Source organism: Bacillus sp. TE8-1 (assembly GCF_008368855.1).
Classification (GTDB): domain Bacteria; phylum Bacillota; class Bacilli; order Bacillales; family Bacillaceae_G; genus Bacillus_A; species Bacillus_A cereus.
Window position 1 is genome coordinate 44364 of the sequence record NZ_QPET01000021.1, and the last position, 25611, is coordinate 69974.

Below are 25611 nucleotides of genomic sequence, written 5' to 3' on the forward strand. Positions count from 1 at the left end.
TTAAATTAATTAATATAATTAATTGTTAATTTTATTATATTAATTGGATAGGAGAGAATGTTATGGCAAATGTACTCGTAATAAATTTTCCTGGGGAAGGTCATATTAATCCGACTTTAGCTATTGTAAGTGAGTTAATTCAGCGAGGGGAAACAGTTGTTTCTTATTGTATTGAAGATTATAGAAAGAAGGTTGAAGCAACAGGTGCGGAATTCCGAGTGTTTGAGAATTTTCTCTCTCAAATTAATATTATGGAACGAGTAAATGAAGGTGGGAGCCCTTTGACGATGCTATCTCATATGATTGAAGCATCAGAGCGTATTGTTACTCAAATTGTAGAAGAAACAAAAGAGGAAAAATACGATTATTTAATATATGATAATCATTTTCCAGTAGGACGTATTATAGCGAATATTTTACAATTACCAAGTGTTTCATCCTGTACAACGTTTGCTGTTAATCAGTACATTAATTTTCATGATGAGCAAGAATCGAGACAAGTAGATGAAATGGATCCATTATATCAATCTTGTTTAGCGGGAATGGAAAGATGGAATAAGCAGTATGGAATGAAATGTAATAGTATGTATGATATTATGAACCATCCTGGTGATATTACGATTGTATATACTTCAAAAGAATATCAGCCACGTTCAGAGGTATTTGATGAATCGTATAAATTTGTAGGTCCATCAATTGCTACTCGAAAAGAAGTGGGGAGTTTTCCTACCGAAGATTTAAAAAATGAAAAAGTGATTTTCATTTCTATGGGAACAGTTTTTAATGAACAACCTGCTTTGTATGAAAAATGTTTTGAAGCTTTTAAAGATGTTGATGCGACAGTCGTATTAGTCGTTGGTAAGAAGATAAATATAAGTCAATTTGAAAATATCCCGAAAAACTTTAAGTTGTATAATTATGTCCCGCAATTAGAAGTTTTACAGCATGCTGATGTATTCGTGACACATGGTGGTATGAATAGTTCGAGTGAAGCGTTATATTACGGTGTTCCATTAGTTGTAATTCCGGTAACAGGAGATCAGCCATTCGTTGCAAAACGATTGACTGAAGTAGGGGCAGGAATAAGACTTAATCGCAACGAGTTAACTTCTGAATTGTTACGTGAGGCTGTAAAGAAAGTAATGGATGATGTGACGTTTAAGGAGAATAGTCGTAAAGTGGGAGAGTCGCTTAGAAATGCCGGTGGATATCAAAGGGCAGTTGAGGAAATATTCAAATTAAAAATGAAGCCGTACGTAAAGATTAAATAGATGTTAAAAACACACTTACTTTTAATTTGTAAGTGTGTTTTTAGTATTACGCGTTACATGTGTTACATAAAAATAGCGATAAAGGAGAAACTTTTCTGTATATAAATCGATACCTTTGAATTAGTAGTAAAATTACGTTAAAATAATACTAAGAAAATATATAAGTTTTGGGGGTAATGAATGAAGAAAGTATTTGAATACGTATTATTAACAATTGGCTCAATTATAGTAGCAGGTTCATTAGAGCTTATTTTAGCACCTAATGGATTAGTAGATGGCGGGGTAACGGCTATTGCTATTATGGCAAATAAAGTCGCAGGATTGCCGCTTTATGGTGTGTTCTTAGGAATTAATATCCCAATTTTATTATTTACTGCAAAAGTAATGGGAAAGAAATTTTTTATCCGTACATCTTATGCGAATGTAGTTACAACACTCGGATTAATTTATTTAAAACCATTTTCAGCAATTACGACTTCTGAGTTATTAATTGTACTTTATGGTGGAGTACTGTTTGGAATTGGTGTTGGGATTGTTGTTAAAATGGGTGGAGCAATTGACGGTTCGGAAATGTTGGCAGTTTGGATGAATAAACACTTTAATGTACCGATTAGTACATTTTTACTTGCAGTAAATGCAGTTATTTTCATTTTTGTTGCCATTTTATTTTCAATCGAACAAGCGATGTTCTCGTTAGCAATTTTCTATATTGTTACGAAGATGATTGATTTTATACTAGATGGTATTAATCAAGGTAAGAGCGTTATGATTATTTCTGGTAAGAATAAAGAAATAGGCGATTTACTTATGAAAGAATTGCAACTATCTGTTACGTATCTACATGGAGAAGGTGGTTTTTTAGGGGAGCATAAGAGAATCATTTATTGCATTACAAACCGATTCATTTATCCGAAAATGAAAGATCTCGTTCTCTCTGTAGATCCAACCGCTATAATTGAAGCTTCCTATTCAACAGAAACGACTGGTGTGAAACGTCCGGGAAGGAAAGTTAGGTCAGGTGAATAACTAGAAGAAGGCTGTCCAAAAAGTTATTTTGGAACAACCTTCTTTTTTATTTTGTTGAATTGTTAACATGTTACAAGTTAAACCCAATGTTAACAAGTTTCCTTGCAACTAGGAAACCAAGCGTCTTTCAATAATATAGCCAACGTTTCAATTTTATTTTCCGGAATACTACCAAAGCCGAGTAATACGTATGATTCCTTACGTAAATCATTCACGAAATCATATGGAGAAAGTGGGTATAATTTAACGCTTTGTTTTTTAGCGGATTCAATCAGTTCATTTTCATTCATACTGTTATTTACACATAAAACAATATGAAGTCCGGACTGTTCGCCAAGAATTTGAACATTAGCCCCCATTTCTTTCGTAATGGATTTTACTAACGTATGATGTTTTCTTTTATATAGTGTACGACTCCGATTAAGGTGACGTTCCCAATTCCCGTTTTGTATAAAGTTAGCAAAAGCAAGTTGTTGTATTGTAGAGACTGTTTGTTTGAAAATTCCATGCAGTTCTTGATATGTTTTTAAAAGATGTGGTGGTAAAACAACATATCCCATTCGTAAAGAAGGTAAAAAAGATTTTGAGAAAGTTCCCATATAAATAACGCGTTCATTTGAATCAAGACTTTGTAAAGAAGGAATCGGCTTACCAGCGTAGCGAAACTCTCCGTCATAGTCATCTTCAATAATGTATCCATTGCAATCATTAGCCCACTTTAACAATTCTAATCTTCTAGATAAAGGCATAATAATCCCGAGTGGAAATTGGTGTGATGGTGTAACGTATGCGACATTGGAATTTGTATTGTATAAACTAGAAATATCAATCCCTTTTTCATCCAATAGTATGGGATGAATTTGTCTATCACAGCTTTTAATAATTGCGTGTATACGGTGAAATCCAGGGTTTTCAATGCCGTATTCTTTTGTAGGGCCAAGCAGTTGAAGTAGTAGCCAGAGAAGTGGCTGTGTTCCGGCGCCGATCACAATTTGATCAGGTGAAGAATGTACACCGCGAGAATGATATAAATATGTTGATATATGCTCTCGAAGAGCGAATTCACCTTGAGGATCTTCTTTGGCAAATAGTGCATTTTCGTATGTAAGTATGGATTCTTGTAATGCTCGTTTCCAATTTGTAATCGGAAATGCATTTTGATCAATAAGCCCTTGGCTACAATCATATTCAAATTTTTCTTCTATCAAATTGTTCGTCTTCTTTGCTGCATTTCGTTTTTTATTTGGGATAACGTCAATATCGAAATTTGCTACAAAAATACCACGTTTCGGTTTACTTTCTGCATAACCTTCAGCTAATAACTGTTGATAAGCTGATTCAACAGTAATGCGGCTAATATTAAGTTGTGATGCTAAATTTCTGTGTGAGGGTAGACGTGTGCCAACAGAAATAGTCCCTTGTATAATTTCAGCTTTTATATATTCGTAAATTTGCAAGTAAATAGGTGTGTTACTTTGTAATTGCAATGGGATAGTAAAATCCATATAAAACTCTCCTTTAAAACTGGCCTTATAAAAAACACTTAAACTGCCACTTAAGTAAAGGGCAGTTTCTTTCTATAATAATGATATAACATTTAGAAAATTATTTAAATAGTTAAGGGAGAGTTAAAAATGAATGTTAAAGAAGTAGTAACAGAAGAGCAATTACATGAAGTATTACCTGTTTTACAGCAATTAAGAACGAAACTTTCAAAAGAGGAAACAAGCTCTTTATTTCGAAATATGAAAGAAGAAAATTATAAACTATTTTCGCTGCGTAATGAGGATGGTGAAGTTGTTAGCCTTGCAGGTGTAGCAATTTGTACGAACTTTTATAATAAGAAACACGTTTTCGTATATGACCTTGTAACAGCAGAAGCACATCGTTCAAAAAGACATGGGAAAGTATTACTTTCGTATATAGAGAACTGGGGAAAGGAAAACGAATGTGAGTCTATCGTCCTCACGTCAGCATTTTCAAGAATTGATGCTCATCGTTTTTATGAAAGAGAAGGGTATGATAAGGTGAGTTATTCTTTTCATAAAGAATTATAAAAAATAAGAAGAAGTTGTCCCGCAAAAGTTGGGAACAGCTTCTTCTTATTTTTTAAGTTATTATTAAACCGTAAATAGGTTGTAAGTTATGGTATATGTATTTGAAAAGGTTATATAGTGTATTTTGTCGAATTGTTTTAATTTAATAAAGAGAATGATTGGAGCGCTTATACTTGAAAAAAATAAAGGAACTATCAATCCCTAATGATGCTAGAGTTATCGTCATATCTGATATTCATGGAGAATTAAATCTTTTAAAAGAAGCACTACATAAAGTTAACTTTAAAGATGAAGATTATTTAATTATTAATGGAGATCTTTGCGAGAAAGGACGAGATAGCGTAGGCGTAGTAAACTACGTTATGAATCTTGTAAAGAACAATTCAAAGGTTCACGTTGTTGAAGGGAATTGTGAAGTTATAGTTGATGCTCTTCTAAATGAAAATCCTGATCTTATTAATTATTTATGTATGAGAAAGCACTCGATTTTTAATGAATGGCTAGAGCAATTGGGTTTTTCAGTTCATGAGGGCACTTCAATTCGTGAAGTGAAAGAAGCATTGTTAAGTGAATTTTCACAAGAACTATATTGGCTAACAGAGTTGCCAACAGCGATTGAAACAGAAGATTATATTTTTGTGCATGCCGGTCTAGAAGATAGAGTAGATTGGAAACAAACTGAGCGCAAAAATGCGATAGCAATGCCACAGTTTTTTAATAAATCACATAAAGCAAATAAGTATGTAATAGTTGGTCATTGGCCTGTCGTGAACTATTCTGAAGAAGCACCGTCTAACAATCCAGTTATTGATAAGGAGAAAAAAATTATTGCAATTGATGGAGGAAATGCAATTAAAGAAGCAGGGCAATTAAACGTATTTATTATTCAGAGGAAACAAACGGGCGATACGTTTTCTTATACATATGTAGACTATTTTCCGGAGTATGAAGTAATAGCGGATTTTAATGCGAATTCAGAAATGCAGGGCGGAGTGACATATCCGTATTATTACATAGAGCCTATCGAGAAGATGCAAGATTACACCGTATGTAAACAAAAGGAAACGAATAATTTACTCACTGTAAAAAATGAATATATGAAACAACTTGAGTCAGGTGAATATACAGTGAAAACCGATATTTCTTGTGCGCAAATAAGCGTTAGGAAGGGAGATATCGTTTCTCTCATTGATGATAGCTGTTCAGGATATGATTTAATTAAAAAAGATGGCGTAGAGGGTTGGATAGGGAAAGGGATTTTAGTTGAGATAGAAAAAGTGAAAAATAAAACATTAAGCTGAAATAGGAGGGATATAACCTCCTATTTTTTTAAAGGAGTAGATTGCTTGCTGTCTTTAATAAGTAAATAAATCGTACTCGGCAGAATGATAAGCGTCATTCCTAAAAGAATTGCTAGTATAGCATAACCTCTATAGGGAGCAGAAACGATAAAAGGAAGTATCGCTAAAAAAATACCTGCTATCATCATTGAAATACTACTAATATTTGAAGCTCTTTTTTCAAGGTGCTTATCATTCCATTCTAATGAAACGGTTGATTTAGTCGTATCAATTTTGGAACTGAAATAACCTATTAATATAAATAAAAGCCCTAATGCTAAAAATATGAAATGATCAAGAGGAAGTGAAAAGCCAAGAGCGATGAGGGCGATGACAATATCGACAAAAAATAAGAATAGTAACATTGTGTTGCCGATCCAATGGAGAAATTTCTGGTTACTCGCTGCTTTAGATAAAGCTAAAAATACAAAGAATAAGAAGGAACATATAATTATATTTACGATTACAAAAGTGCTTTTATCCATTGTTGATGTAGGCGTTCCATTGAAGTCCCATTTCGTAACAATATTTGATGGTAAGAAGAAATATAGAATAATATTTGTCGTAATAATAGTGAGAAATATAGCAATACTAAATCGATTATTCACTAAATCACCAGCTTTCTAAATCAATAATTGGTATCTAATAACAAAATTATACAATATAATAAATGATATTAGTTTTGATTTTTCTGAAAAAATATTATAATTATATATGAAATAAAGAGGAATGCAGGAGGGAATTATGCAAAACGTTGTATTAAAGGGGAAGAAAGTTACAATTCGTACAATAGAAGAATCGGATATAAAAACATTATGGAATATCATATTTAAAGAAGAAAGCCCAGAATGGAAGAAATGGGATGCGCCATATTTCCCGTTCTCAATGCAAGAATACTCTTCCTATAAAGAGAAGATGCAAACTCGTTTGCAAGAAGAACCACTGTCAAATTTAATTATAGAAAATAACGGTCAAATTATAGGGACGGTCGGATTTTATTGGGAGCATAAACCGACGCGTTGGTTGGAGATGGGAATTGTTATTTATAATCCAACTTACTGGAATGGTGGCTACGGTACAGAAGCGTTAACGTTATATCGAGATTTATTATTTGAAAAGATGGAAATTGGTAGAGTAGGGCTCACGACTTGGTCTGGTAATGAACGAATGATGAAAGTAGCGGAGAAAATAGGAATGAGCTTAGAAGGTAGAATGCGAAAGTGTCGTTATTATAACGGAACATACTATGATTCTATTCGAATGGGCATGATTCGTGAAGAATGGGAAGCGCTATGTGTAACGAAGGGGTGAGAAAGATTGTACGCTATTATTGCTACATTTGATGGTGTGTTTACTAATAAAATTACAGAACTGCAAAATGAATTAACAAATGTAATTGGAACAAATCAATTAGCTGGAGTAGAACCTCATATAACGATTGCGGATTATAATGAGTTAGATGTTCATTTGTATACGGAGAAACTAGGGGAGTTTGTAGCTATTCAAGAAAATATAGACGCAGTAACTTTTCCTTCTGTTGGAATTTTTCCTACTAATGGAACGGTCTTTCTAGCGCCGACCGTTACCGATGAATTGTTAAAACTTCATTATTCTTATCATGATTATTTTAAAACTTTTCATGACAACCCAAATTCATATTACGTACCGGGAAAATGGGTTCCGCATTGTACAATTGCAAATAGATTACATACAAAGCAGTTTTTAAGTGTAATGGAATATATTTATGGAAAGTTTAATTTTGCAACAGCTTCAATTGAGAAATTAAAATTAATTAAGGTGAATTATGAAAATGGTTTTGCCGTTTCTTCTAGTATATTAGCAGAATATAATTTAAAGAGAATGGAGACATCGAGATGACATATATAATTAGAGAAATGAAGCAAGAAGACATTCACGCTGTACAATCAGTAGCAAAAATAGCTTGGCATGATACATATGAAGGCATTATTCCGAGAGAAATTCAAGATAGTTTTTTAGACGAGGCATATTCTGATGAAAAAATGAAATATCGTCTTAAAAATACACATTTATTCGTTGCGGAAGAAGAGGGGGAAGTAATAGGGTTTGCGAACTTTTCACCTGTTAGACTACAAAACGAAGCGGAATTAGGTGCGATTTATTTGTTACCAGATCAGCAAGGAAAAGGAATCGGAAGTGCTTTATTACAAAAAGGAATTAAAGCATTAAATGGGATACGGAAATTGTACATACATGTAGAAGCAGCAAATGAAAAAGGAAAACGCTTTTATGAAGCGAAAGGTTTTGCTGAATTAGAGCAATTTGAAGAAGACTTTGAAGGACATATGATGCAGACAGTAAGGATGGTTTTATACGTATAAGGAGAACTAGTAATGAAAATTTTTGATTTTAGTGAAAAAGTAGGAAAGCACCTATCAGTATTTCAATCTAATTTCATCATGTCGAAAATATTAAACCATCGAGGAAATATACATATCGGTGCTATGCATTTACACGAGAATGGAATCATCGGTAATCATGAAGCAGTTGTATCTCAACTGCTTCTTATTGTGGACGGGACAGGATATGTATGTGGAGTAAATAAAGAAAAGATAAAGATAGAGGCGGGACAAGCTGTGTTTTGGGAAAAGGGAGAGCTCCATGAAACAAGTACAGAACACGGATTAACGGCAATTGTTATGGAAGCGGAGAATCTTGAACAAGCGATAGTAATGCCTATTATTCAAGGGGAGTTGTGAAAAATGATAATTAAGGCGAATCAAGAAGATACCAATGAAATATTAAAATATGCGGCTCAATCGCTTTTTGAAGGGACGAGAGGCAATTGTCAATTAAGTACCAAGAAAGCAATTGAGATTACAAAGCCGATTGTAGAAAAAGGAGCATACTATTTAATTATTAAAGAAGAAAATAAAGTAATGGGATGGATATTAATAGGGGAAAATACAGACTATTTTTCTCGTGAAAAACTTGGATTTATATATGAATTGTACGTTTTCCCAAAATATCGCGGGAGAGGATTATCGCGAGAACTGATGGAAGCTGGTATTAAGGAATTAAAGGAGAAGTATTCAGAAATTCGGTTGAATGTATTTGCTGGGAATTTTGCAAAAGAGATGTACGAAGAGTTTGGGTTTGTTGAAAGGCAGGTAATTATGACTTTGAAGTGAGTATTATAGTCTGAATGGGAGGAAAATAATGATTTAGTGGCTACTTTATCGCTGGGATTTAAAGTGAATAAGTCCTTATAAATATATAAAATAGATGGTTTGCCTTTATTTTATAGTAGATTTATAGAGTGTGCTTAAAAAACAAATAAATTAGTATTATACAATATATCGTTATTATAGTAAAAGAGAAATTTTGGAAAAATATCATTTTTTTGTTTAGAAATTTTTAAATTATTGATATAATCAATTTGTAGAATTGATTATTGGTTAATTTTACTATTTTTTAATTTTAAGGGGGATTTAATAATGGCAGGACAAATTCGTATGTCACCAGAGGAGCTTAAATCGAAAGCGACTCGATATGGACAAGGTGCAAATCAAATTGAGGACATTTTACGTCAACTACAAAACTTACAAAATGAATTAAGAGGAGAATGGGAAGGTCGTGCTTTCGAAGGTTTTGACCAACAGTTCAATCAATTAAAGCCAAAAGTACAAAACTTCGCACAGCTATTACAAGAAATTAATATGCAGCTTAATAAAACTGCAGAAGCTGTTGCTAGACATGACGAAGATCTTTCTCGTAATTTCGGTCTACAATAAGACAGATAAAAAGAAATATATAATTTAGCCATGCAACCATATGTTGTATGGCTAAATTACTTTAAAACTAGAGTAAGATACGAAGTCTTTCATCAGATAGACTCGCAGTCGCAGGAGTGATAAGTAGTGAAAAAGTTCAAATGGAGCATCTTGTTGTTTATTATTTTAGCTCTTGTACTATCGACAGGGGTCTCCTATTTAGCATTAAATCAAAATGTTAAGAAAGCTAATGAGAATACTACACCAAAAATGACAGTTGCGTTGGTAAATGAAGATCAGGGCACTGTATTTGAGGGCAATAAAATAGCGTTTGGAGATCAATTTGTTAAAAATGTAAATAAAAATACGAAACAAGAATGGTACGTAGTTAGTCGCGGGGTAGCGGAAAATGGATTAAAAAATAATAATTACAATATGATGATTGTTATTCCAAATGATTTTTCTAGGAAGGCAGTTGCGATTGATTCAGAGATTCCAGAGAAATTAACGTTAAACTACAAAGTAAATGCAACTGGGAATAAGGATTTGAAAGCTGAGGCAGAAAATACAGCTTCTGTTATTTTAGAAGATTTCAATAAGCAAATAATCGACGTTTATTTTGCGAGTATTATCGGTAAGCTACAAGGTGCACAAGATAATATAGGTAAAATAATTGAAAAAGGAAACGTTCAAACAACTATGTATAAAAAAGATATACATAGTCCGTTAGCAAATTACACAAATCAATTTAAAACAGTACAGGATTATACAGGTGTTTCTGTTAATAGTTTCAAAGGATTTCAGGATGTTTTAAAAGGTTTCGGTCAAGCATTAGATGAAGGGAATAAATCTAACAGTACGTATTTAGATGGTTTTAATAACTTTCAAAAAATGCAAACTGATAACAATTTGTTAGCGAATAATTTCACAAATCAATTCAATCAATATATGAATGATATGAATACAGGCGATGCTTTAAAGCAATTAAGTGCATTGGAATCCGCTAATAAAATTATTTCAAATCAATTTACGTTTTCAGAGAAAGAACCGAATATTTTAACTGATGCTGCAGCGATTCAAAAATATTTAGCAGATGTAAAAAAACAAGTGTCTGAATATGATACAGAACTTGCAGGGAAGTTAGAAAGTGATATTCAAGAGACGGTAATTAAGAAATTAAAGCAATCTATGTCGAATGATGGAAAGCAAGAAATCTTCATAAATACATTAATGAAACAACCAGATGCTCGAATAAAGAAACAAATCGAGAATTTAATTGCGAAATTACCTAGTTTAAACATGGAAGAAATCGTTCAAAGTGATTTGCCAGATACAACGAAATTACAACTGCAAAATGTAATTCAATTTACAAAAAAATATAATAAAGAAAATAATTTTTATTATGATCCTGTAAATAAAATATCTTTAGGAAACGCAATTAAAGAAGTAAAGGATAGACTTTATACAGAGGGAATTACATTTAGTGATACTGCGAAAGTAATTAAAATGGAATCTCCGCAAATTTTGAAGATAAAGATTCCAGAAGAATTTAAACTAGATGGAAGTACAGGATTCTTACATATTGATGATGTGGATCGTACAAGTGACTTTCTTCAAAGCGAAGCAGGAGAAATTACAATAGCTCCTCGTAATGAAGGGGATATAAAGATTAGCTTGGATGTGAAGTTAAAAGATCCAAACATCAATATAGATGTTTTCTCTCCTGTAACATGGCAGTGGGAATTGAGTGGGACTCATACAAAAGAAACTAGTCCTGAAAAAGAAAAACCTAACAAAGAAGATAAAGGAACACAAACGGAAAATAGCAAAGTGGAAAATGTGGTTCATAAATCACAGTATGGCATAATGCCGTTAGTACACAATGCTAAAACGCCTATTATTCAAAAAACAGAACAGAGTAATAATGGTGACAGTGTCAAGCCTGATGCAGGAGGAAAACCTGATACGGGAGGAAATCCAGACACAGGAGGAAAACCTGATACAAACCTGATACGGGAGGAAAACCTGATACAGGAGGAAAACCTGATACAGGAGGAAAACCTGATACAGGAGGAAAACCTGATACAGGAGGAAATCCAGACACAGGGGGGAAACCTGAAACGACAAGCACAGGAGGGAAACCTGATACAGGAGGGAAACCTGATACAGGAGGAAATCCAGACACAGGAGGGAAACCTGATACAGGAGGAAATCCAGACACAGGAGGGAAACCTGATACAGGAGGAAATCCAGACACGGGAGGAAACCCTGATACAGGAGAGAAACCTGATACAGGAGAAAAACCTGATACAGGAGAGAAGCCAGACACTGGGACAGATAACGGTAGCAATTCAAAAACTATTGAAAGTACAACGAATCAAGTTGTACATCAAAAAGCAGAAGTATTAACAAAAAATATATCTAGTTTATTAATTAAAGAAGCAGTAGATACAGTCGAAAGTTATCAAGGTTTAATGAGCCTTTACGAAATGTATTATGGGATTGATTTAAGAACGAAAGATGTAGGTCCTAAGTTAGAAGAGGGAAGTTTAGATGCAATTGCGACGGATCAATCTTTGTACTACGTATTAAATAAACAAAGCTTAATTGATTTAATTTCAAATCTTGTTTCATCAAGTATTACTACAGAAATAAAGCAAGATATGTCAGGTTTAAAACAAAAAATAAACTCTTATCAACAATCTATTACTAGTGCGGATCAAAATTCTATGCTACTAGCGGAGAAATTAAATGGAACGACGCAACAAGCAACTAGTATGAATGAAAATTTAGGAGAGTATGTAAAAGGTTTAGCGAAATGGCGTGAGAATAGCTTAAAGCTAGTTGAAGAGCAGCAAGTATTAACAACAAATCATGCTGGTGAGCAAACAGCTATTTTATCGTTAGATTCTGGTATTAAATCATTAATGATGCAAAGTCAGTCATTGGTCGAAAGTTCGAAGCATAGTTTAGCAACTTCAGACGATGTATATAAAACATTTGATCAAATTAATGGACAAGCAAAAGAAATTCAAGACAGCGGAACGACAATTGTTTCGAAAGCTGATTTATTATTAAACGACTTTACGAAGAAAATGGAAGATGATAAATCATTCTCCAAAAACTTTACGAAAATTTTAGCGAATAGTCGTATTGGAGATCGTCAAAATGAAATGCTATATGACTTTTTAGCTAGTCCAGTTCAAAAGCAAAATGATGGAGTAATTGTAGCAGGTAATGCTTTTACACCATACTTAATTGTATTAACTTGTTTCATTGTTGCATTATTTACAGCATACGCAATTGCGAATCAAGAAAAGAAACGAATGCAATCAGATCATTTTGAAGAGAAATTCTCATTAATTGATATGAATGTACCAACTACAGTAGTAGCTTTCGGTATATCAATTGTGGAAGGGATTAGTATAGGTATCATTTCTGGGCGTCTTTTAAAGTTCGGTCAGGATCAAAGTTTACTATGGATTGCGTTCATCACATTTATTATGATGGCGTTTGTATTGGTCTCAACCTACTTATTAAGACAAATAAAAATGGTAGGTATGTTTATACTATTAGTATTTTTAAGCATGTACCTATTTTTAACTGAGGCAGTTGGAAGTAAAGTAGATCAAATGTCCTCTGTCGGAAAGATACGTCAATTCTCACCGCTTCAGTATATAGAAAGTTTTCTAAATGATTTTATTAGTGGTAAAGATACTGGGAAAGTTATTTTTGTCGTATTGTTTGTAATTGCCATTATTGGATTGGTTAGTAATCTATTTGTATGGCATAAGAAATGGGAGGAAAAAGAAGTAAATGATCAAACAATGGAGCATAGTGGCTAAGTTATCATTTCTCTCTATCCTTTTACTGTTTGTCGCGCTACCGATAAGGAGCGCGGCTGACAGTTATCTTGGTGATGATGGGAAGATTAAGTTTAAAGTGGATCGACTTGAAGAAAGCGACCAAGAAAAAAATAAAAAGGAACATAAGGAAACAGAATTAGATAAAGCATCGATTGAGTTATTTAACAAAGATATAGAAGAAGAAATTGAGAAAAAGAAAAAGAAAGAACAAAAAGATATGGAAGCTTTGCGAGATTCTCTTTTTATAAAACAAAAAGAGAATAATAGTGTTAAAGATACGAAAAATAGTTTGTTTAGCAGTGAATACATTGTCAGAAAAAGTGCAGATGAAGTAGCAAGTAATGAAACAATGAATGAAGAACCAATTAGTATAACAATAATATTATTATTTGGCGGCGGCATTCTACTTATTTGCATCGGTATTTATACGGTTCTTCGTAAAAGTTGGAGGTAAAGCGATGGCAATACAAACACATATCAATGTGACAGTAGATTTTAGTAAATGGAATGGAAATACATATGATTTGCGTATTCCGAATCATCAATCTATTAAATATTTATTAAAAAACTTATTAGATACGCTAAAGATTGATAATCATGAAGGTTCACATTTTGTGATTAAAGTGAAAAATAAGTCAATTGTTTTAACAGATAATGATCGTTTAATTGATCACCAAATAACAGATGGAGATATTTTGCAAGTTTTATAAAGAATATTTTTTACTTTTAGTTATTTGAAAATAAGTTATTACGGGTTATAAAGAAAAGGAGAAGAGGATAAACATGACGGAAAAAATAATTCAAATTGATGCAATGAACTATCAATTTCAAATAGAAAAAGAAAATTGGAAATTGGAGATGACCAAATCTCAAACACGTATAAAAGACTTCCGTCAATTCGATATAATTACGGGCGAATCATCTGAATTTGTACCATTAACAATAGAAGAAACGGATGATATGTTTACGTTTCTATATCAAGTAGATAAAAAATTATATAAGTGGGACGATCTTAGCCGTTTTGGAAGAAATGAGAAATTAAGACTACTTCGGAATGTTGCGCAGTTTCGTAAATATTTAAATAAACGAATCACGTTCTTTTTACATCCAGACAATATAGTTTTTAATGCTAATTTAATACCAAGTATTATACATAGAGGAATTCGAGATATTGTTCCGCCAACCCCATTATTAGAAGAGCAATTTTTAACACAATATAAGTGTCTAATTATTGCTTTATTCTCCCAAAAACATAACTTTGATGATTTGTATGCTGGGTTACTAAAAGATGCAAAAGAAACAACATTTGAACAGACCGTTGCTCAAATGGAAAGCTTAGATGCATTACTGCAGTTTCTTGATGACAGCTTTGAGAAGGAACAAACAAAAACAGAAAAAAATATGCAGTTAGTACCTAAAAAAAGCTATAAATCATTTAAATACTTAGCTTTTTCCTTCATAGCGGCGACAGTTATTTTAGCTGCTCCTTTAATATATTTCACTTTTATAAAATTTCCTTATCAAAATAAATTGTTAGAAGCAAATGCAAGTTTCATAGCAACTGATTATGACAAAGTCATTACGCAATTGAATGAGGAGGAGTTTGAATCATTACCGATTGCATCTAAATATGAGTTAGCATTTGCATACATTACAGCTGAAAAACTAGGTGAAGCTCAAAAGAAATCGATTATGAAAAACATTAGTTTGAAAAGTGATGAAAAGTATTTGCTGTATTGGATGTATAACGGAAAAGGTAATTTTGATAAATCATTAGATTTAGCTAAGACACTTGATGATCCTCAGCTTATTATGTACGGCCTTGTTAAACAAATTGAATCACTGAAAAATAATCCAGATTTATCAGGGGAAGAACGTGATCAAAAGTTAAAAACATATGAGCAACAATTAGATGAATATAAAAAGAAATATGGCAATTCATCAAGCGATAAAAATTTGTCGGACACAGAGAAAAAAGAGTAAGCACTTGATGAGACAGTTGAAAAGGAGCAGTGAACACGGATGGAGCAACTATTAGTATTGACTTATGGAGACAAAATATATAAGTGCACATTACATCCAAATGAGCAATCAATAGTGTCGATTGGAAAAGAGTGGACAAATGATATTACGAATCCAAGTTTAGAACAAGAAGTAGAGTTAAAGTGGAATAATGAAGTAAATGCTTGGATGGTACAGGATCAATTAATAGAATTTAATAAGGAAATTGAGATTGGGAAAACAAGAGATGTGAGCTTGAAAATCTTTATATCTATTGTTGGCACAACTAGAGTGTTTGATATCGGAACGAAACATTCTCTTACAGTGAGTCAAAACGATTACGATGATATTTCTATTACCGGGACTAGTGTAGATTTAATGCTATCTCGCGAAACGTTGTACGATTCTTTTAAAGTGAACGTGTATGGCGGGGATGTATTTCATAATTATACGAAGTTAAAAGATAGCGTTATGTTGGAATCAGGAGACGTATTATATTTTGATGGTATTTTATTGGAGATTGGTAGTGAAGACATTCAAGTACTTTCTTCAGAAGATAAAGTGAAATCTGAGTTACCTATTTTAGTAGAATCAGAAACAAATTATCAAAGTGGTTATCCAGACTATCATCGTTCACCACGTATTATTTACCGTGAACCAGAAGAGAAAATGACAATTGCAAAGCCTTCAAGTATGCCATCAAAACCAACGGAGCATTTAGCAAGAATCATTGCACCTTCACTTGTCATGATTGTCGTAACCGTATTACTTGCTATTTTCATGAAATATGGAATGTTTATTATCGCATCGATTGCGATGACATTAGTAACAATCATTGTTTCTGTCACATCGTATATAAAAAATTTAAAGCAATATAAAGTCGATATTGTTGAACGAGATAAAAGCTATAGAGAGTATATAAAACAAAAAACGAAAGATTTACATGCAGAAAGTGAAAAACAGCGTCACGCATTACATTATCACAATCCAAATGTAGAAGTAATACGTAATATGGCAGTTCAAGTAAATCCTCGAATTTATGAAAAAACAATGTTACATCATGATTTCTTAACATTTAGCGTTGGAACAGGACAAGCTAATACGAGTTTTGAAATTCAATTTAATGAAGAAGAATTTAGTCAAACGAAAGATGAATTAATTGATATAGCACGTGAACTAAGACAGCGTTATCTATCGTTGGAAGATGTACCAGTTGTAACAGATTTAATGAATGGACCAGTCGGTTATATTGGTCAACGCTCTTTAGTGTTAGAGCAATTACAATTATTAGTTGCACAAACGGCTTTATTCCATAGTTATTATGACTTGCAGTTTATTACTATTTTTCCGGAAGAAGAAAAAGAAAAATGGGATTGGATGCGCTGGTTACCTCATGGAAGTGTTCGCGATATAAATGTACGTGGATTTGTATACCATGATCGTAGCCGTGATCAAGTGTTAAATAGTTTGTATCAAATATTGAAAGAACGAAAATTAAAACTAGATGAAAAAAGTTCTACTAATGAAAAAATGTACTTTGCACCGCACTATGTCGTTCTCATTACAGATGAAAAACTAATATTAGACCATGTTGTTATGGAATTCTTTAATGATGATCCGAGTCAATTAGGTGTATCACTTGTATTTGTACAAGATGTTATGCAAAGTTTACCGGAGCATGTGAAAACGGTAATAGATATAAGAGATGCAAAACAAGGGAACATCATCTTAGAGCAAGGAGAACTTGTTAACCGTCAATTTAAACTAAATCATGTGCCAAAAGGATTCAATTTAGAAGATATTTCACGGGCATTAGCACCATTAAATCATTTGCAAAACTTAAAAAATAGTATTCCAGAAAGCGTAACATTTTTAGAAATGTATGGCGTTGAAAAAGTAAAAGAACTGAATATTACAAGTCGTTGGGAGAAAAATGCAGCGCATAAATCTTTAGCTGTACCACTTGGATTACGTGGTAAAGAAGATATCGTAAACTTAAACTTACACGAAAAAGCACACGGACCACACGGATTAATAGCAGGTACAACGGGTTCAGGTAAATCGGAAATTATACAATCGTATATATTATCTCTAGCAGTAAATTTCCACCCGTACGAAGTAGCCTTTTTACTAATTGACTATAAAGGCGGCGGTATGGCGAATTTATTCAAAAACTTACCGCATTTATTAGGAACAATTACGAACTTAGATGGAGCACAAAGTATGAGAGCGCTCGCATCAATTAAAGCTGAATTACAGAAAAGACAACGATTATTTGGTGAAAATGATGTAAACCATATTAATCAGTATCAAAAACTGTATAAAGAAGGCTTAGTAAGTGAGCCGATGCCGCATCTATTTTTAATTAGTGATGAATTCGCGGAATTGAAGTCAGAACAACCAGAATTTATGAAAGAGTTAGTTTCAACAGCGCGTATCGGTCGTTCGCTCGGAATCCATTTAATATTAGCTACGCAAAAACCGAGTGGTGTTGTAGATGATCAAATTTGGAGTAACTCGAAATTCAAATTAGCATTAAAAGTTCAAAATACGTCAGATAGTAATGAAATTTTAAAAACACCAGATGCTGCTGAAATTACATTACCAGGACGTGCTTACTTACAAGTTGGGAATAATGAAATTTATGAACTATTCCAATCAGCCTGGAGCGGAGCAGACTATGTAGAAAACAAAGAGGATAAAGAACATTTAGACGCAACAATCTATGCAATAAATGATCTAGGACAATATGAAATATTAAGTGAAGATTTAAGTGGCCTTGGTAGCAGTAAAGAAGTAATAAGCGTACCATCTGAACTGGATGCTGTTATTGACTACATTCACGATTACGCAGAAATAAATGAAATTGAAGCGTTAGCAAGACCGTGGTTACCACCACTTCCAGAAAGCGTATATTTACAAGACTTACATGCTATTCAGTTCAAAGAAGCATGGACGAAAGAAAAGAAACCATTACAAGCAACAGTTGGTCTACTAGATCAGCCAGAATTACAATCACAAACACCATTAACACTAGATATTAGTAAAGACGGACACGTAGCGGTCTTCTCAAGTCCAGGCTACGGAAAATCCACATTCTTACAATCAGTCATTATGGATGTAGCTCGTCAGCATAGTCCGGAGCATTTGCATGTGTATTTATTAGACTTCGGAACGAACGGTTTAATGCCATTAAAATCATTACCGCATGTGGCAGACCTCATTACATTAGATCAAGTTGAAAAATGCGAGAAATTTCTTCGTCGCATAGAAGACCTATTAAAAGATAGAAAGCAATTGCTAAGTAAATATGGCGTTGCGAGTCTTGAAATGTATGAGAGAGCTAGTAAAGAAGTATTACCAACAATATTAATTACGTTAGATAACTATGATGCTGTTAGAGAAGCTGGATTTGTCGAAGACTTTGAACGCATTGTTGCACAAATTGTACGTGAAGGGGCAGCGGTAGGAATTCATTTAATGCTTACGGCTACACGTCAAAATGCATTGAGAGTACAAGTAAATACAAATATTAAACTACAAATTGCTCTATATATGATAGATGAGGCAGAATCTAGAGCTATTGTAGGAAGAACAGAGTTAAAAATTGAAGAATTAGCAGGCCGTGGTTTAGTTAAAATTGACGAACCAACAATCTTCCAAACAGCTTTACCGACAAATGGAGAAGATGTCCTTACTCGAATTGAAAATATACAAGCTGAAGGAAAAGAGATGGATTCATTCTGGGATGGAGAAAGACCGAAAGCAATTCCTATGGTACCTGAAGTTCTGGAATACAAGGAATTTATTGCATGGCCAGAAACAAGAAAAATTATTGAAGCAGGCAAACTAACATTTGGTGTAGAGACAGAAAACGTTACGCCTCTCGAATTAGATTTAACGGAAGCGTCTAATATTGTTGTAGGGGGAATTAAGAAAGATGAAGTTGAAAATGTAGTTCATCAATTCCTTCAACAGTTAGCAGACAGTGGACACTTTGACCTAGGTTTAATTGATACAAGAACACGAAATTTCTCAAACTATAGAGAGAGCGCTGCTTTATATGTAGCTGAAAAAACAGGAATTGAGAAAACGATTAAACAAGTTACAAACGCTTATAAATCGAGAGAAGCGGCGTTTAAAGAGGAGCAGGAAGCATCAAGTGAAACAGTGAACCCGGCAGAATTTATTAAGAAATTTAAGCCGATTGTAATCGTAATTGCAGATGTAAATGATATTTTAAGTAATTTAGAAGAAAGCGATATATATAGTTTAGCGGAATTAATAACAAATGGTGCATTTATGGGCATCCACTTCATAATTGGCTGTGATGTCGATTCAATTGACAGCCGATACGACTTAGTTTCAAAAACAATAAAAACGCAATCTCATGTTATTTTACTTAGAAAATCATCAGGCCAAATGGTCTTCGATGTATCTAATAAAGATTTAAGTAGTACAAAGTTAAACCCATTTGAAGGGTATTTTGTTGAAAATCGTTTTGCTACTAGAATTAAAGTGCCAACTATTTAAGGGGGGATTTGCATGGGGATAGAGGAATTAAATAGTCAAAAATCTGGTTTATTAAGTAGTATAAGTCATCAACAAGGGCAATTGGCTGAATTACAAATGAAACTACGAAGGCTAATAACTGCTAAGGGGAAATTTGTAAATAATCTTGAAGCAATTAAACAAAATCAAGAGCAGTTTAAGTCTTTAGAAATAAACGAGAGTAGTTGGAAAGGGCAAAGAGCAACTACTTTTAAAGAAACGTATGAACAACAAGTCATTTCGAATTTAGGGAAGTTTATCGGAGAACTAGGGAGAGTGCAAGAAGACATTGATCAAGCTATACGGCGGCTTGAAAGAGAAATCGCTACATGTGAGTCTAGTATTCTTTCTTTAAGTAGAAGTGTTTCAATGGTTGACGCTAGTATTCAAGTAGAAGTACAGAAGGCGGGGAAATGATAAATGGGGGAAATTAAATTAAATAAAGGGGTATTTGATGCGAAAGTAAGTGAATTGAAAAGTCGTGCTAGTGATTTAGGGAAACCGAAATTTAATGATATGAAGTTGAGTCGTACGAATTTGACTAGACTGATTCAATATTGTGAAGCAATTGAACAGTTATCTCAAAAGGTGCAACGATACGAACAGATATTAGAAAATGACTTAAATAAAATACAACAAACTGGGGAGAAAATAGTCGAAAAAGACGAACAACTTGAAAAACAATTAAGAATGATAGATTCAAATTATCATGCAAAATAGGGAGGGAGAAACGTGGATAAAAATATAGAGTTACAAGAAGTAAAAGAACTTCAAAGTAGATTTCAAGCAAGTGCCACTGAGTTGAATCAACAGTTTGAATCATTATTAGGAAAGATAGCGGATTTTAGTGAGATTAATTCATTTCAAGGTGCTGCTGCTGATGGAATTAAAGGCCATTTATCTAGAGTTCATGGAAGTGTTATTTCAGGTTGTATGGTCGCAGCAGAAAGCTTAAGCATGCAATTTGAAAAAGCAATAGAAGATTTTAATAGTTCTGTTGATAGTGATGCAGATACGAAAATTTATGGGAGTTATTTAGATAATGTAAAGCAAAAAATTAATGGGTATAGTAACAGTTTTAATCAATCAAATGAATTAGCACAACAGACTATCAGTTCAATTAATGATATTGTTCCGATCCATTATCCCTCATCATCAGGAATTTCTGAAGGGGTTGAAAAAAGTCAAAAAGAAATCAGTGATACGTTAGAAAAACTAGAGGCTTACAATAGTCAACAAAATGATCTTCAAAATTTTGATGACATGTTACGCGGATTAGATGGTGCTATGAGACAAATACAAGAGACTGAAGGGAACTTTTCTAGTGATACAACCGAAAAACTTCTGTCTGAAGGAACCTTCGCATCTATAGTTGGAGTAGCTAAAATGATTGCGGGATATACGGGTAAAGCGAAAAAAGGAGTAGTCGGATTATTTTCTGGTTATTTACGTCTGGTTTACATGAAAAAAAATTTGGGATTTGGTGTTGATTTTGATGTTAATGCTCGAAAAGGAAAAGGGGCATATGTATTTAAAACTTTAAACGATGCCGATATTGTAGCGGCTTCCAAACTTTTAGCTACAGATGCAAATGAAGATGCTATTTTTAAATTTATTTTTAAAGATAAATTTAAAGTCAAGTACAACAACGAAACAAGAAATGTAATAAAACAAGCAAAAAAAGATATTTATAAATTGCCTGAATTTAAAGCGGGTGAAGATTTTATGATGACTCGGAAGGAAGAAGGTTTTTTAAAAGCACTTAAAAATAGATGGACAGATTCATTTGGGACCGAATTTCAAAAGAGCATTGACGAATTCAATTTTAAGAAATGGCCAGAGACATTTAAAAAACTCAAAGGTACTGGGACGCTCTTCAAAAGTGTGGCAATTATTGGAACAGGGCTGACAGTTGTAGATAATGCTATAAAGTCACAAGATGATGGATTTCAGCTACAGGATGTAAGAGATGTTGCATTAGATACAGGTGTGGACTTAGCATATGCAGCGGGAGCAGCAGCAACTGGAGCAGCGATTGGGACTGCTGTGGGACCACTTGGAACCTTGGCAGGAGGAGCTATAGGTGCAGTGGTGGGGATTGGAGCCTCATTACTGGTGAATGAGAAACTTAGTATATTAGGAGGTGAAAGTGTAGTTAGCGGAACAAAGAAATTAGTAAAATGGGCGGTAAATATGAACGATAATTTAAAGTCTGGAAATTATAAAGAGTTTACGAAAGAAAATGCAAAGGTCCTTAAAAAATTGAAATCAATATTTTGGTAATTTATATAAAATTAGAAGGTAGGATAAATGAATGCTAAAGATAAAGGAAGAAGATTTGGGCCTTTTTGAAATTGAAAATAGAAACAGATTAAGTCCGGATTATATAAGAATCTTTTATGTAGGAGTTTTTGCATATACTTCTATACCCATGCTCATCATGTTTTTAGGTGTTTTGCTGAACGGTGATAAGATTTCTTTAACACCATTTGAAACATTTTTGGTACGATCTGAGGTAAAGTTATACATTTTGGAGTTGATTTTTTTAATAATTTTCATGTCTTCAAAGGTTGCTTTTAAATTACAGAAACTCCAAGCCATCGTGACTTTATTTTATTCTTTTCAATTAGCAACATTACCATTTATTGTTATGATGGTTGAAGGAATGTTTGATTTTCCAAGTAATAATAAAACGTTAGTTTATATTGGTTTAATAATGTTAGGGGCGCTTTGTACTCACATTGTAACTACAATTGATGTTTTTAAAAAGGCAAAACATGGAGGATATAAATCGGAAGGACCAGCCGTCTCATTTTTTACTAACGCAAAATTATATTTATCGATTGGAATGACAATTGGTGTAATGGTTCTACTTATATTAATTTTTTTAAATCTTAATTATACATTTAGCCAAATGGCAATTTATGTTGTACAAACAATAATATTATATACATTTGCTGTAGTATCAGCAGAATTCGTCCTGTTAGTGTATTGTCGCTTCAAATTCCCATCATTTAATATTACGTGGGAACAACATGAAAAGGAACGCCAAGAATTTATAGCAAATAGAAAAAGAATCAGAGAAAAAGAACAAAAGAAAAATAAAAATTGAAATGAGATTTGTAAATGATAGTCATAAACTGTTTTTTTATGTGCGTGGAAGAATCTATTTGTGAAGAAATAAATAAATCACTGTATAAGGGGTAGAGATTATGAAAGTTCAGTATAAAGCATTATCGCTTTTAAATTTAATAAGCATCACTCAAATAGTAAAAAAAGATGATTGGTTGTTACCAGCTATCGCACTTAGAAATCAAGTAGTTCATAACGATATATACCCAATAGGACCTGTTCTTTTTACGTATTCACCATTAGAGAATGAACCGGAATATGGTGAATATATGTATTGTGTCCCAGTGAATGGAAGGGTAAATATGGAAGAGGATTCACCGTATGAGTATATTGATGCAATTCTTATTGAAGAAGCACTTTGTGTTAGATTCTCAGATGAAGATGGTGATATTGAAGACGCTTATCGTGTTTTAAATGAATTTGCTGAACAGAATCATATGAAATTAGATAGTAGCTTTTATCACGTATGTTTAGATGTATATGGTGATATGTGGTTGGATATTTATGCTCCTATTATTGAAGTAGGTGAATTAGTGCGATGATAGTTGAGGAACAAAGCATTGCTTATACAAATGTTGTATCGAGAGAATATTTTTTTCACTATACTGATATGGAAAAAGTAATAGAAGATTTATTGACAGAAATTGCGCAAGCGAATTTAACGGTCAAAGGCCCAATGTTTTATGCGCTGAAAAATGTACCATCAGATGGAGATATGTTTATTGAATTATTTATGCCAGTATATGAGAGTAGTATTCCTAAATCAGAAACAATGAAGTTTCGAAGTTATTACTATGTTGATAACATGCTAATGAAAAGATATGCAGGAGATTTTGAAACATTAACAGAGTATGCATATGCTGAGATTCTTCAGTATATGGAAGATAATGAACTTGATATAATCTCGCCTATTTACCATATTTTTAGTGGTGATGAAGAGTTACAGTATGTTGAAATAAAAATTGCAGTAGATACACAATAATAAATTAGTACACTTTTAGTAATAAAGATATGAAAAGTAAAACCCTAATTTTAGTTTTGTTTTATAGAAGAATATAAAGGTATTCTTGAATTAAGAGTTCTAATTGTTGTTTTTAGTAGTAAGGGGCCTACATATGTGGTTATTTTCAAAAGAAAAAACTTTGTACTTTCAGTAAGAGTGTGGGGATAAAACTGGGGGATTAATTGAACAGAAAATATTGGATAAAGTATCGGTGGATGATTGCATAATAGCTGTTGAAATGCTTGATATATTGTTTATATACCTGAATTTGCAGAAGAACTTGCAACGATTGTATATATTAGTAATAAAGAATTATCCCGAACGGTTGCTATGTTTGTTGGTACATTTGAAATTTTTGTACAAGTTTCAAACACACCAAAAGTTATTATCCAATGTATTCCGATAGATGAGGAAATGGAAGAATAAGTATTTTCAGATATGAAAGTGATTGGTTTTAAATATAAGAAAAAATCCACTGACGAAGAGAAAGAAGAAATAGCAGAGTAGATGCTGGAATATAAAAAGATGTGTGAAAAAATAGCAGAGCACTATGAAATAGCTTAAAAAGAATCATTATTATAATGTAACAATATCTGAGATTAATAGAACCTTCTCTTTTCATCAAAATGAGAAGGTTTTTATTTTTAATCTACATGATTTAAGGGAATGTAGTTAAGGGTGGGACAATTGGATGTGGAACATAAAAGAAGATTTAGATGAATTTAATAACATGTAGACATCGTTTAAGCCCTGAAGGAGCTATGTTGTTTATGTTTGGTGGAATGCTTTATAGTTCGTTATTGATGCTTTTTATTTTTGGAGCATTAATTAGATTTGGCTGGGATTACTATCCGACTCTTTTTGACACAGTAATGGTCAGAATGGAATTGTTGTTATATAGCCTACAAGTAATCTTTTTTATTATATATCTGATTCCTAAGGTACGCTTTAAATTTCAAAAGCTCCAGACATTGGTGATATTATTATATGCGTTTCAGTTAGGTACTATAGGTCTTACGGCGTTTGTTCTTCCAGGGATGAGTAATTATTCTATTAATTTTATTACGCTTATTTATGTAGGTTTACTAGTATTAGGAGCAATACTTGTTCATGGTGTAACAACATTTGATACTTTTAAACAAGCAAGTAAAGGTGCGTTTAGTATGGGAGAAAGATCTACTTCATTTTTTAATAAGGAAAAGAAAAATGTAATGTTTGGTGTGGTAATTTATATACTAATTCTTCTTGTTTTAATTTATATACAAAACAATTACTCATTGAGCATAATGTTTGGTTACTTTATATTTACGTTCATCATGTACGCGGTAGCCATAGGTGCAGCAGAGTTCCAATTATTAGCCTATTGTAGATTTAAATTTCCATCATTTTATATTTCGTGGGAGGAACATGAAAGGGAACGTCAGAAAAGACTAAAGCTTTATGAAGAGAAGGAAAAAAGAAAACTAAAGAAATAAAATAAGTTTTGGTTTCTGAAAATTCGAATAGAATATATAAACAATTAAGGATTGTATATAAATTAATGCTATTAAAAATTAAAGCATCTTCAATATAATCTGTATGAGTAAATAAATAGCAGTAAGTAAAGGTGAAA

The 25611-nt window shown here is 32.9% G+C and carries 22 protein-coding genes and 2 pseudogenes; 22 read left to right on the forward strand and 2 right to left on the reverse strand.

Annotated features, from left to right (window positions below; all coding sequences use genetic code 11):
- The first annotated feature begins 62 nt into the window (after nucleotides 1-62).
- Both DN404_RS19210 and DN404_RS19215 read left to right on the forward strand, forming a co-directional pair.
- Nucleotides 63-1271 (forward strand): macrolide family glycosyltransferase, encoded by a 1209-nt coding sequence (locus tag DN404_RS19210; RefSeq protein ID WP_006923787.1) that lies wholly within the window; start codon nucleotides 63-65, stop codon nucleotides 1269-1271.
- A gap of 180 nt (nucleotides 1272-1451) precedes the next feature.
- On the forward strand, nucleotides 1452-2297 hold the full coding sequence (locus DN404_RS19215; RefSeq protein ID WP_149215340.1) for a YitT family protein: 846 nt from the start codon (nucleotides 1452-1454) through the stop codon (nucleotides 2295-2297).
- A gap of 89 nt (nucleotides 2298-2386) precedes the next feature.
- Here the strand turns inward: DN404_RS19215 and pdxR are convergent, their stop codons facing one another.
- The gene (gene pdxR, locus DN404_RS19220; protein ID WP_006923789.1) at nucleotides 2387-3802 is read right to left on the reverse strand and encodes a MocR-like pyridoxine biosynthesis transcription factor PdxR; all 1416 of its coding nucleotides are present in this window, start codon (nucleotides 3800-3802) and stop codon (nucleotides 2387-2389) included.
- A 129-nt stretch (nucleotides 3803-3931) separates the two neighbouring features.
- Between pdxR and DN404_RS19225 the strand changes: the two genes are divergently transcribed.
- Together DN404_RS19225 and DN404_RS19230 are read left to right on the forward strand one after the other, a co-directional pair.
- The gene (locus DN404_RS19225) at nucleotides 3932-4354 is read left to right on the forward strand and encodes a GNAT family N-acetyltransferase (protein ID WP_001101118.1); all 423 of its coding nucleotides are present in this window, start codon (nucleotides 3932-3934) and stop codon (nucleotides 4352-4354) included.
- Between the two features lie 173 nt (nucleotides 4355-4527).
- Nucleotides 4528-5655, forward strand: a complete 1128-nt coding sequence (locus DN404_RS19230; RefSeq protein ID WP_016122366.1) for a metallophosphoesterase — start codon at nucleotides 4528-4530, stop codon at nucleotides 5653-5655.
- 20 nt (nucleotides 5656-5675) lie between these two features.
- Here the strand turns inward: DN404_RS19230 and DN404_RS19235 are convergent, their stop codons facing one another.
- A complete protein-coding gene (locus DN404_RS19235) occupies nucleotides 5676-6302 on the reverse strand; it encodes a DUF1648 domain-containing protein (protein ID WP_006923794.1) in 627 nt (208 codons plus the stop codon).
- 136 nt (nucleotides 6303-6438) lie between these two features.
- Between DN404_RS19235 and DN404_RS19240 the strand changes: the two genes are divergently transcribed.
- From DN404_RS19240 to DN404_RS19330, 18 genes and pseudogenes are all read left to right on the forward strand, one after another.
- Nucleotides 6439-7005 carry a GNAT family N-acetyltransferase gene (locus DN404_RS19240; RefSeq protein WP_001181857.1) on the forward strand — a complete coding sequence of 189 codons (567 nt, stop codon included), beginning with the start codon at nucleotides 6439-6441 and terminating at the stop codon, nucleotides 7003-7005.
- Between the two features lie 6 nt (nucleotides 7006-7011).
- Nucleotides 7012-7572, forward strand: coding sequence for a 2'-5' RNA ligase family protein (locus DN404_RS19245; protein WP_006923797.1), 561 nt, complete (start codon nucleotides 7012-7014; stop codon nucleotides 7570-7572).
- Nucleotides 7569-8054 (forward strand): GNAT family N-acetyltransferase, encoded by a 486-nt coding sequence (locus DN404_RS19250; protein WP_000221048.1) that lies wholly within the window; start codon nucleotides 7569-7571, stop codon nucleotides 8052-8054. The genes DN404_RS19245 and DN404_RS19250 overlap by 4 nt, the downstream gene beginning before the upstream one ends.
- 12 nt (nucleotides 8055-8066) lie before the next feature.
- Nucleotides 8067-8432: a cupin domain-containing protein gene (locus tag DN404_RS19255; RefSeq protein WP_000688074.1), complete on the forward strand. Its 366-nt coding sequence runs from the start codon at nucleotides 8067-8069 to the stop codon at nucleotides 8430-8432.
- A 3-nt stretch (nucleotides 8433-8435) separates the two neighbouring features.
- Nucleotides 8436-8864, forward strand: a complete 429-nt coding sequence (locus DN404_RS19260) for a GNAT family N-acetyltransferase (RefSeq protein ID WP_000584245.1) — start codon at nucleotides 8436-8438, stop codon at nucleotides 8862-8864.
- Between the two features lie 306 nt (nucleotides 8865-9170).
- Nucleotides 9171-9467, forward strand: a complete 297-nt coding sequence (locus DN404_RS19265) for a WXG100 family type VII secretion target (protein ID WP_000918601.1) — start codon at nucleotides 9171-9173, stop codon at nucleotides 9465-9467.
- A 126-nt stretch (nucleotides 9468-9593) separates the two neighbouring features.
- A pseudogene (esaA, locus tag DN404_RS19270) lies at nucleotides 9594-13291 on the forward strand (type VII secretion protein EsaA).
- Entirely contained in the window at nucleotides 13263-13766 is a 504-nt protein-coding gene (gene essA, locus DN404_RS19275; protein ID WP_000595653.1) for a type VII secretion protein EssA, read from the forward strand. Before esaA ends, essA begins: the two are co-directional and overlap by 29 nt.
- A gap of 4 nt (nucleotides 13767-13770) precedes the next feature.
- The gene (locus DN404_RS19280) at nucleotides 13771-14022 is read left to right on the forward strand and encodes an EsaB/YukD family protein (RefSeq protein ID WP_001007571.1); all 252 of its coding nucleotides are present in this window, start codon (nucleotides 13771-13773) and stop codon (nucleotides 14020-14022) included.
- 73 nt (nucleotides 14023-14095) lie between these two features.
- Nucleotides 14096-15295: a type VII secretion protein EssB gene (gene essB / locus DN404_RS19285; protein WP_000136612.1), complete on the forward strand. Its 1200-nt coding sequence runs from the start codon at nucleotides 14096-14098 to the stop codon at nucleotides 15293-15295.
- Between the two features lie 39 nt (nucleotides 15296-15334).
- Nucleotides 15335-19846: a type VII secretion protein EssC gene (gene essC / locus DN404_RS19290; protein ID WP_149215341.1), complete on the forward strand. Its 4512-nt coding sequence runs from the start codon at nucleotides 15335-15337 to the stop codon at nucleotides 19844-19846.
- A 12-nt stretch (nucleotides 19847-19858) separates the two neighbouring features.
- Complete coding sequence (locus DN404_RS19295) at nucleotides 19859-20281, forward strand: YwqH-like family protein (RefSeq protein WP_000510565.1); 423 nt, start codon at nucleotides 19859-19861, stop codon at nucleotides 20279-20281.
- Between the two features lie 3 nt (nucleotides 20282-20284).
- Nucleotides 20285-20584, forward strand: coding sequence for a TIGR04197 family type VII secretion effector (locus tag DN404_RS19300; protein WP_149215342.1), 300 nt, complete (start codon nucleotides 20285-20287; stop codon nucleotides 20582-20584).
- Between the two features lie 12 nt (nucleotides 20585-20596).
- Nucleotides 20597-22147, forward strand: coding sequence for a T7SS effector LXG polymorphic toxin (locus DN404_RS19305; RefSeq protein ID WP_149215343.1), 1551 nt, complete (start codon nucleotides 20597-20599; stop codon nucleotides 22145-22147).
- Nucleotides 22148-22178: 31 nt separating this feature from the next.
- Nucleotides 22179-22976, forward strand: coding sequence for a hypothetical protein (locus DN404_RS19310; protein WP_064460227.1), 798 nt, complete (start codon nucleotides 22179-22181; stop codon nucleotides 22974-22976).
- Between the two features lie 100 nt (nucleotides 22977-23076).
- Nucleotides 23077-23538: a DUF5085 family protein gene (locus DN404_RS19315; protein ID WP_061667204.1), complete on the forward strand. Its 462-nt coding sequence runs from the start codon at nucleotides 23077-23079 to the stop codon at nucleotides 23536-23538.
- Nucleotides 23535-23978 carry a DUF5085 family protein gene (locus tag DN404_RS19320; protein ID WP_074542815.1) on the forward strand — a complete coding sequence of 148 codons (444 nt, stop codon included), beginning with the start codon at nucleotides 23535-23537 and terminating at the stop codon, nucleotides 23976-23978. The genes DN404_RS19315 and DN404_RS19320 overlap by 4 nt, the downstream gene beginning before the upstream one ends.
- Nucleotides 23979-24690: 712 nt before the next feature.
- A pseudogene (locus tag DN404_RS19330) lies at nucleotides 24691-25474 on the forward strand (hypothetical protein).
- Nucleotides 25475-25611 lie beyond the last annotated feature (137 nt).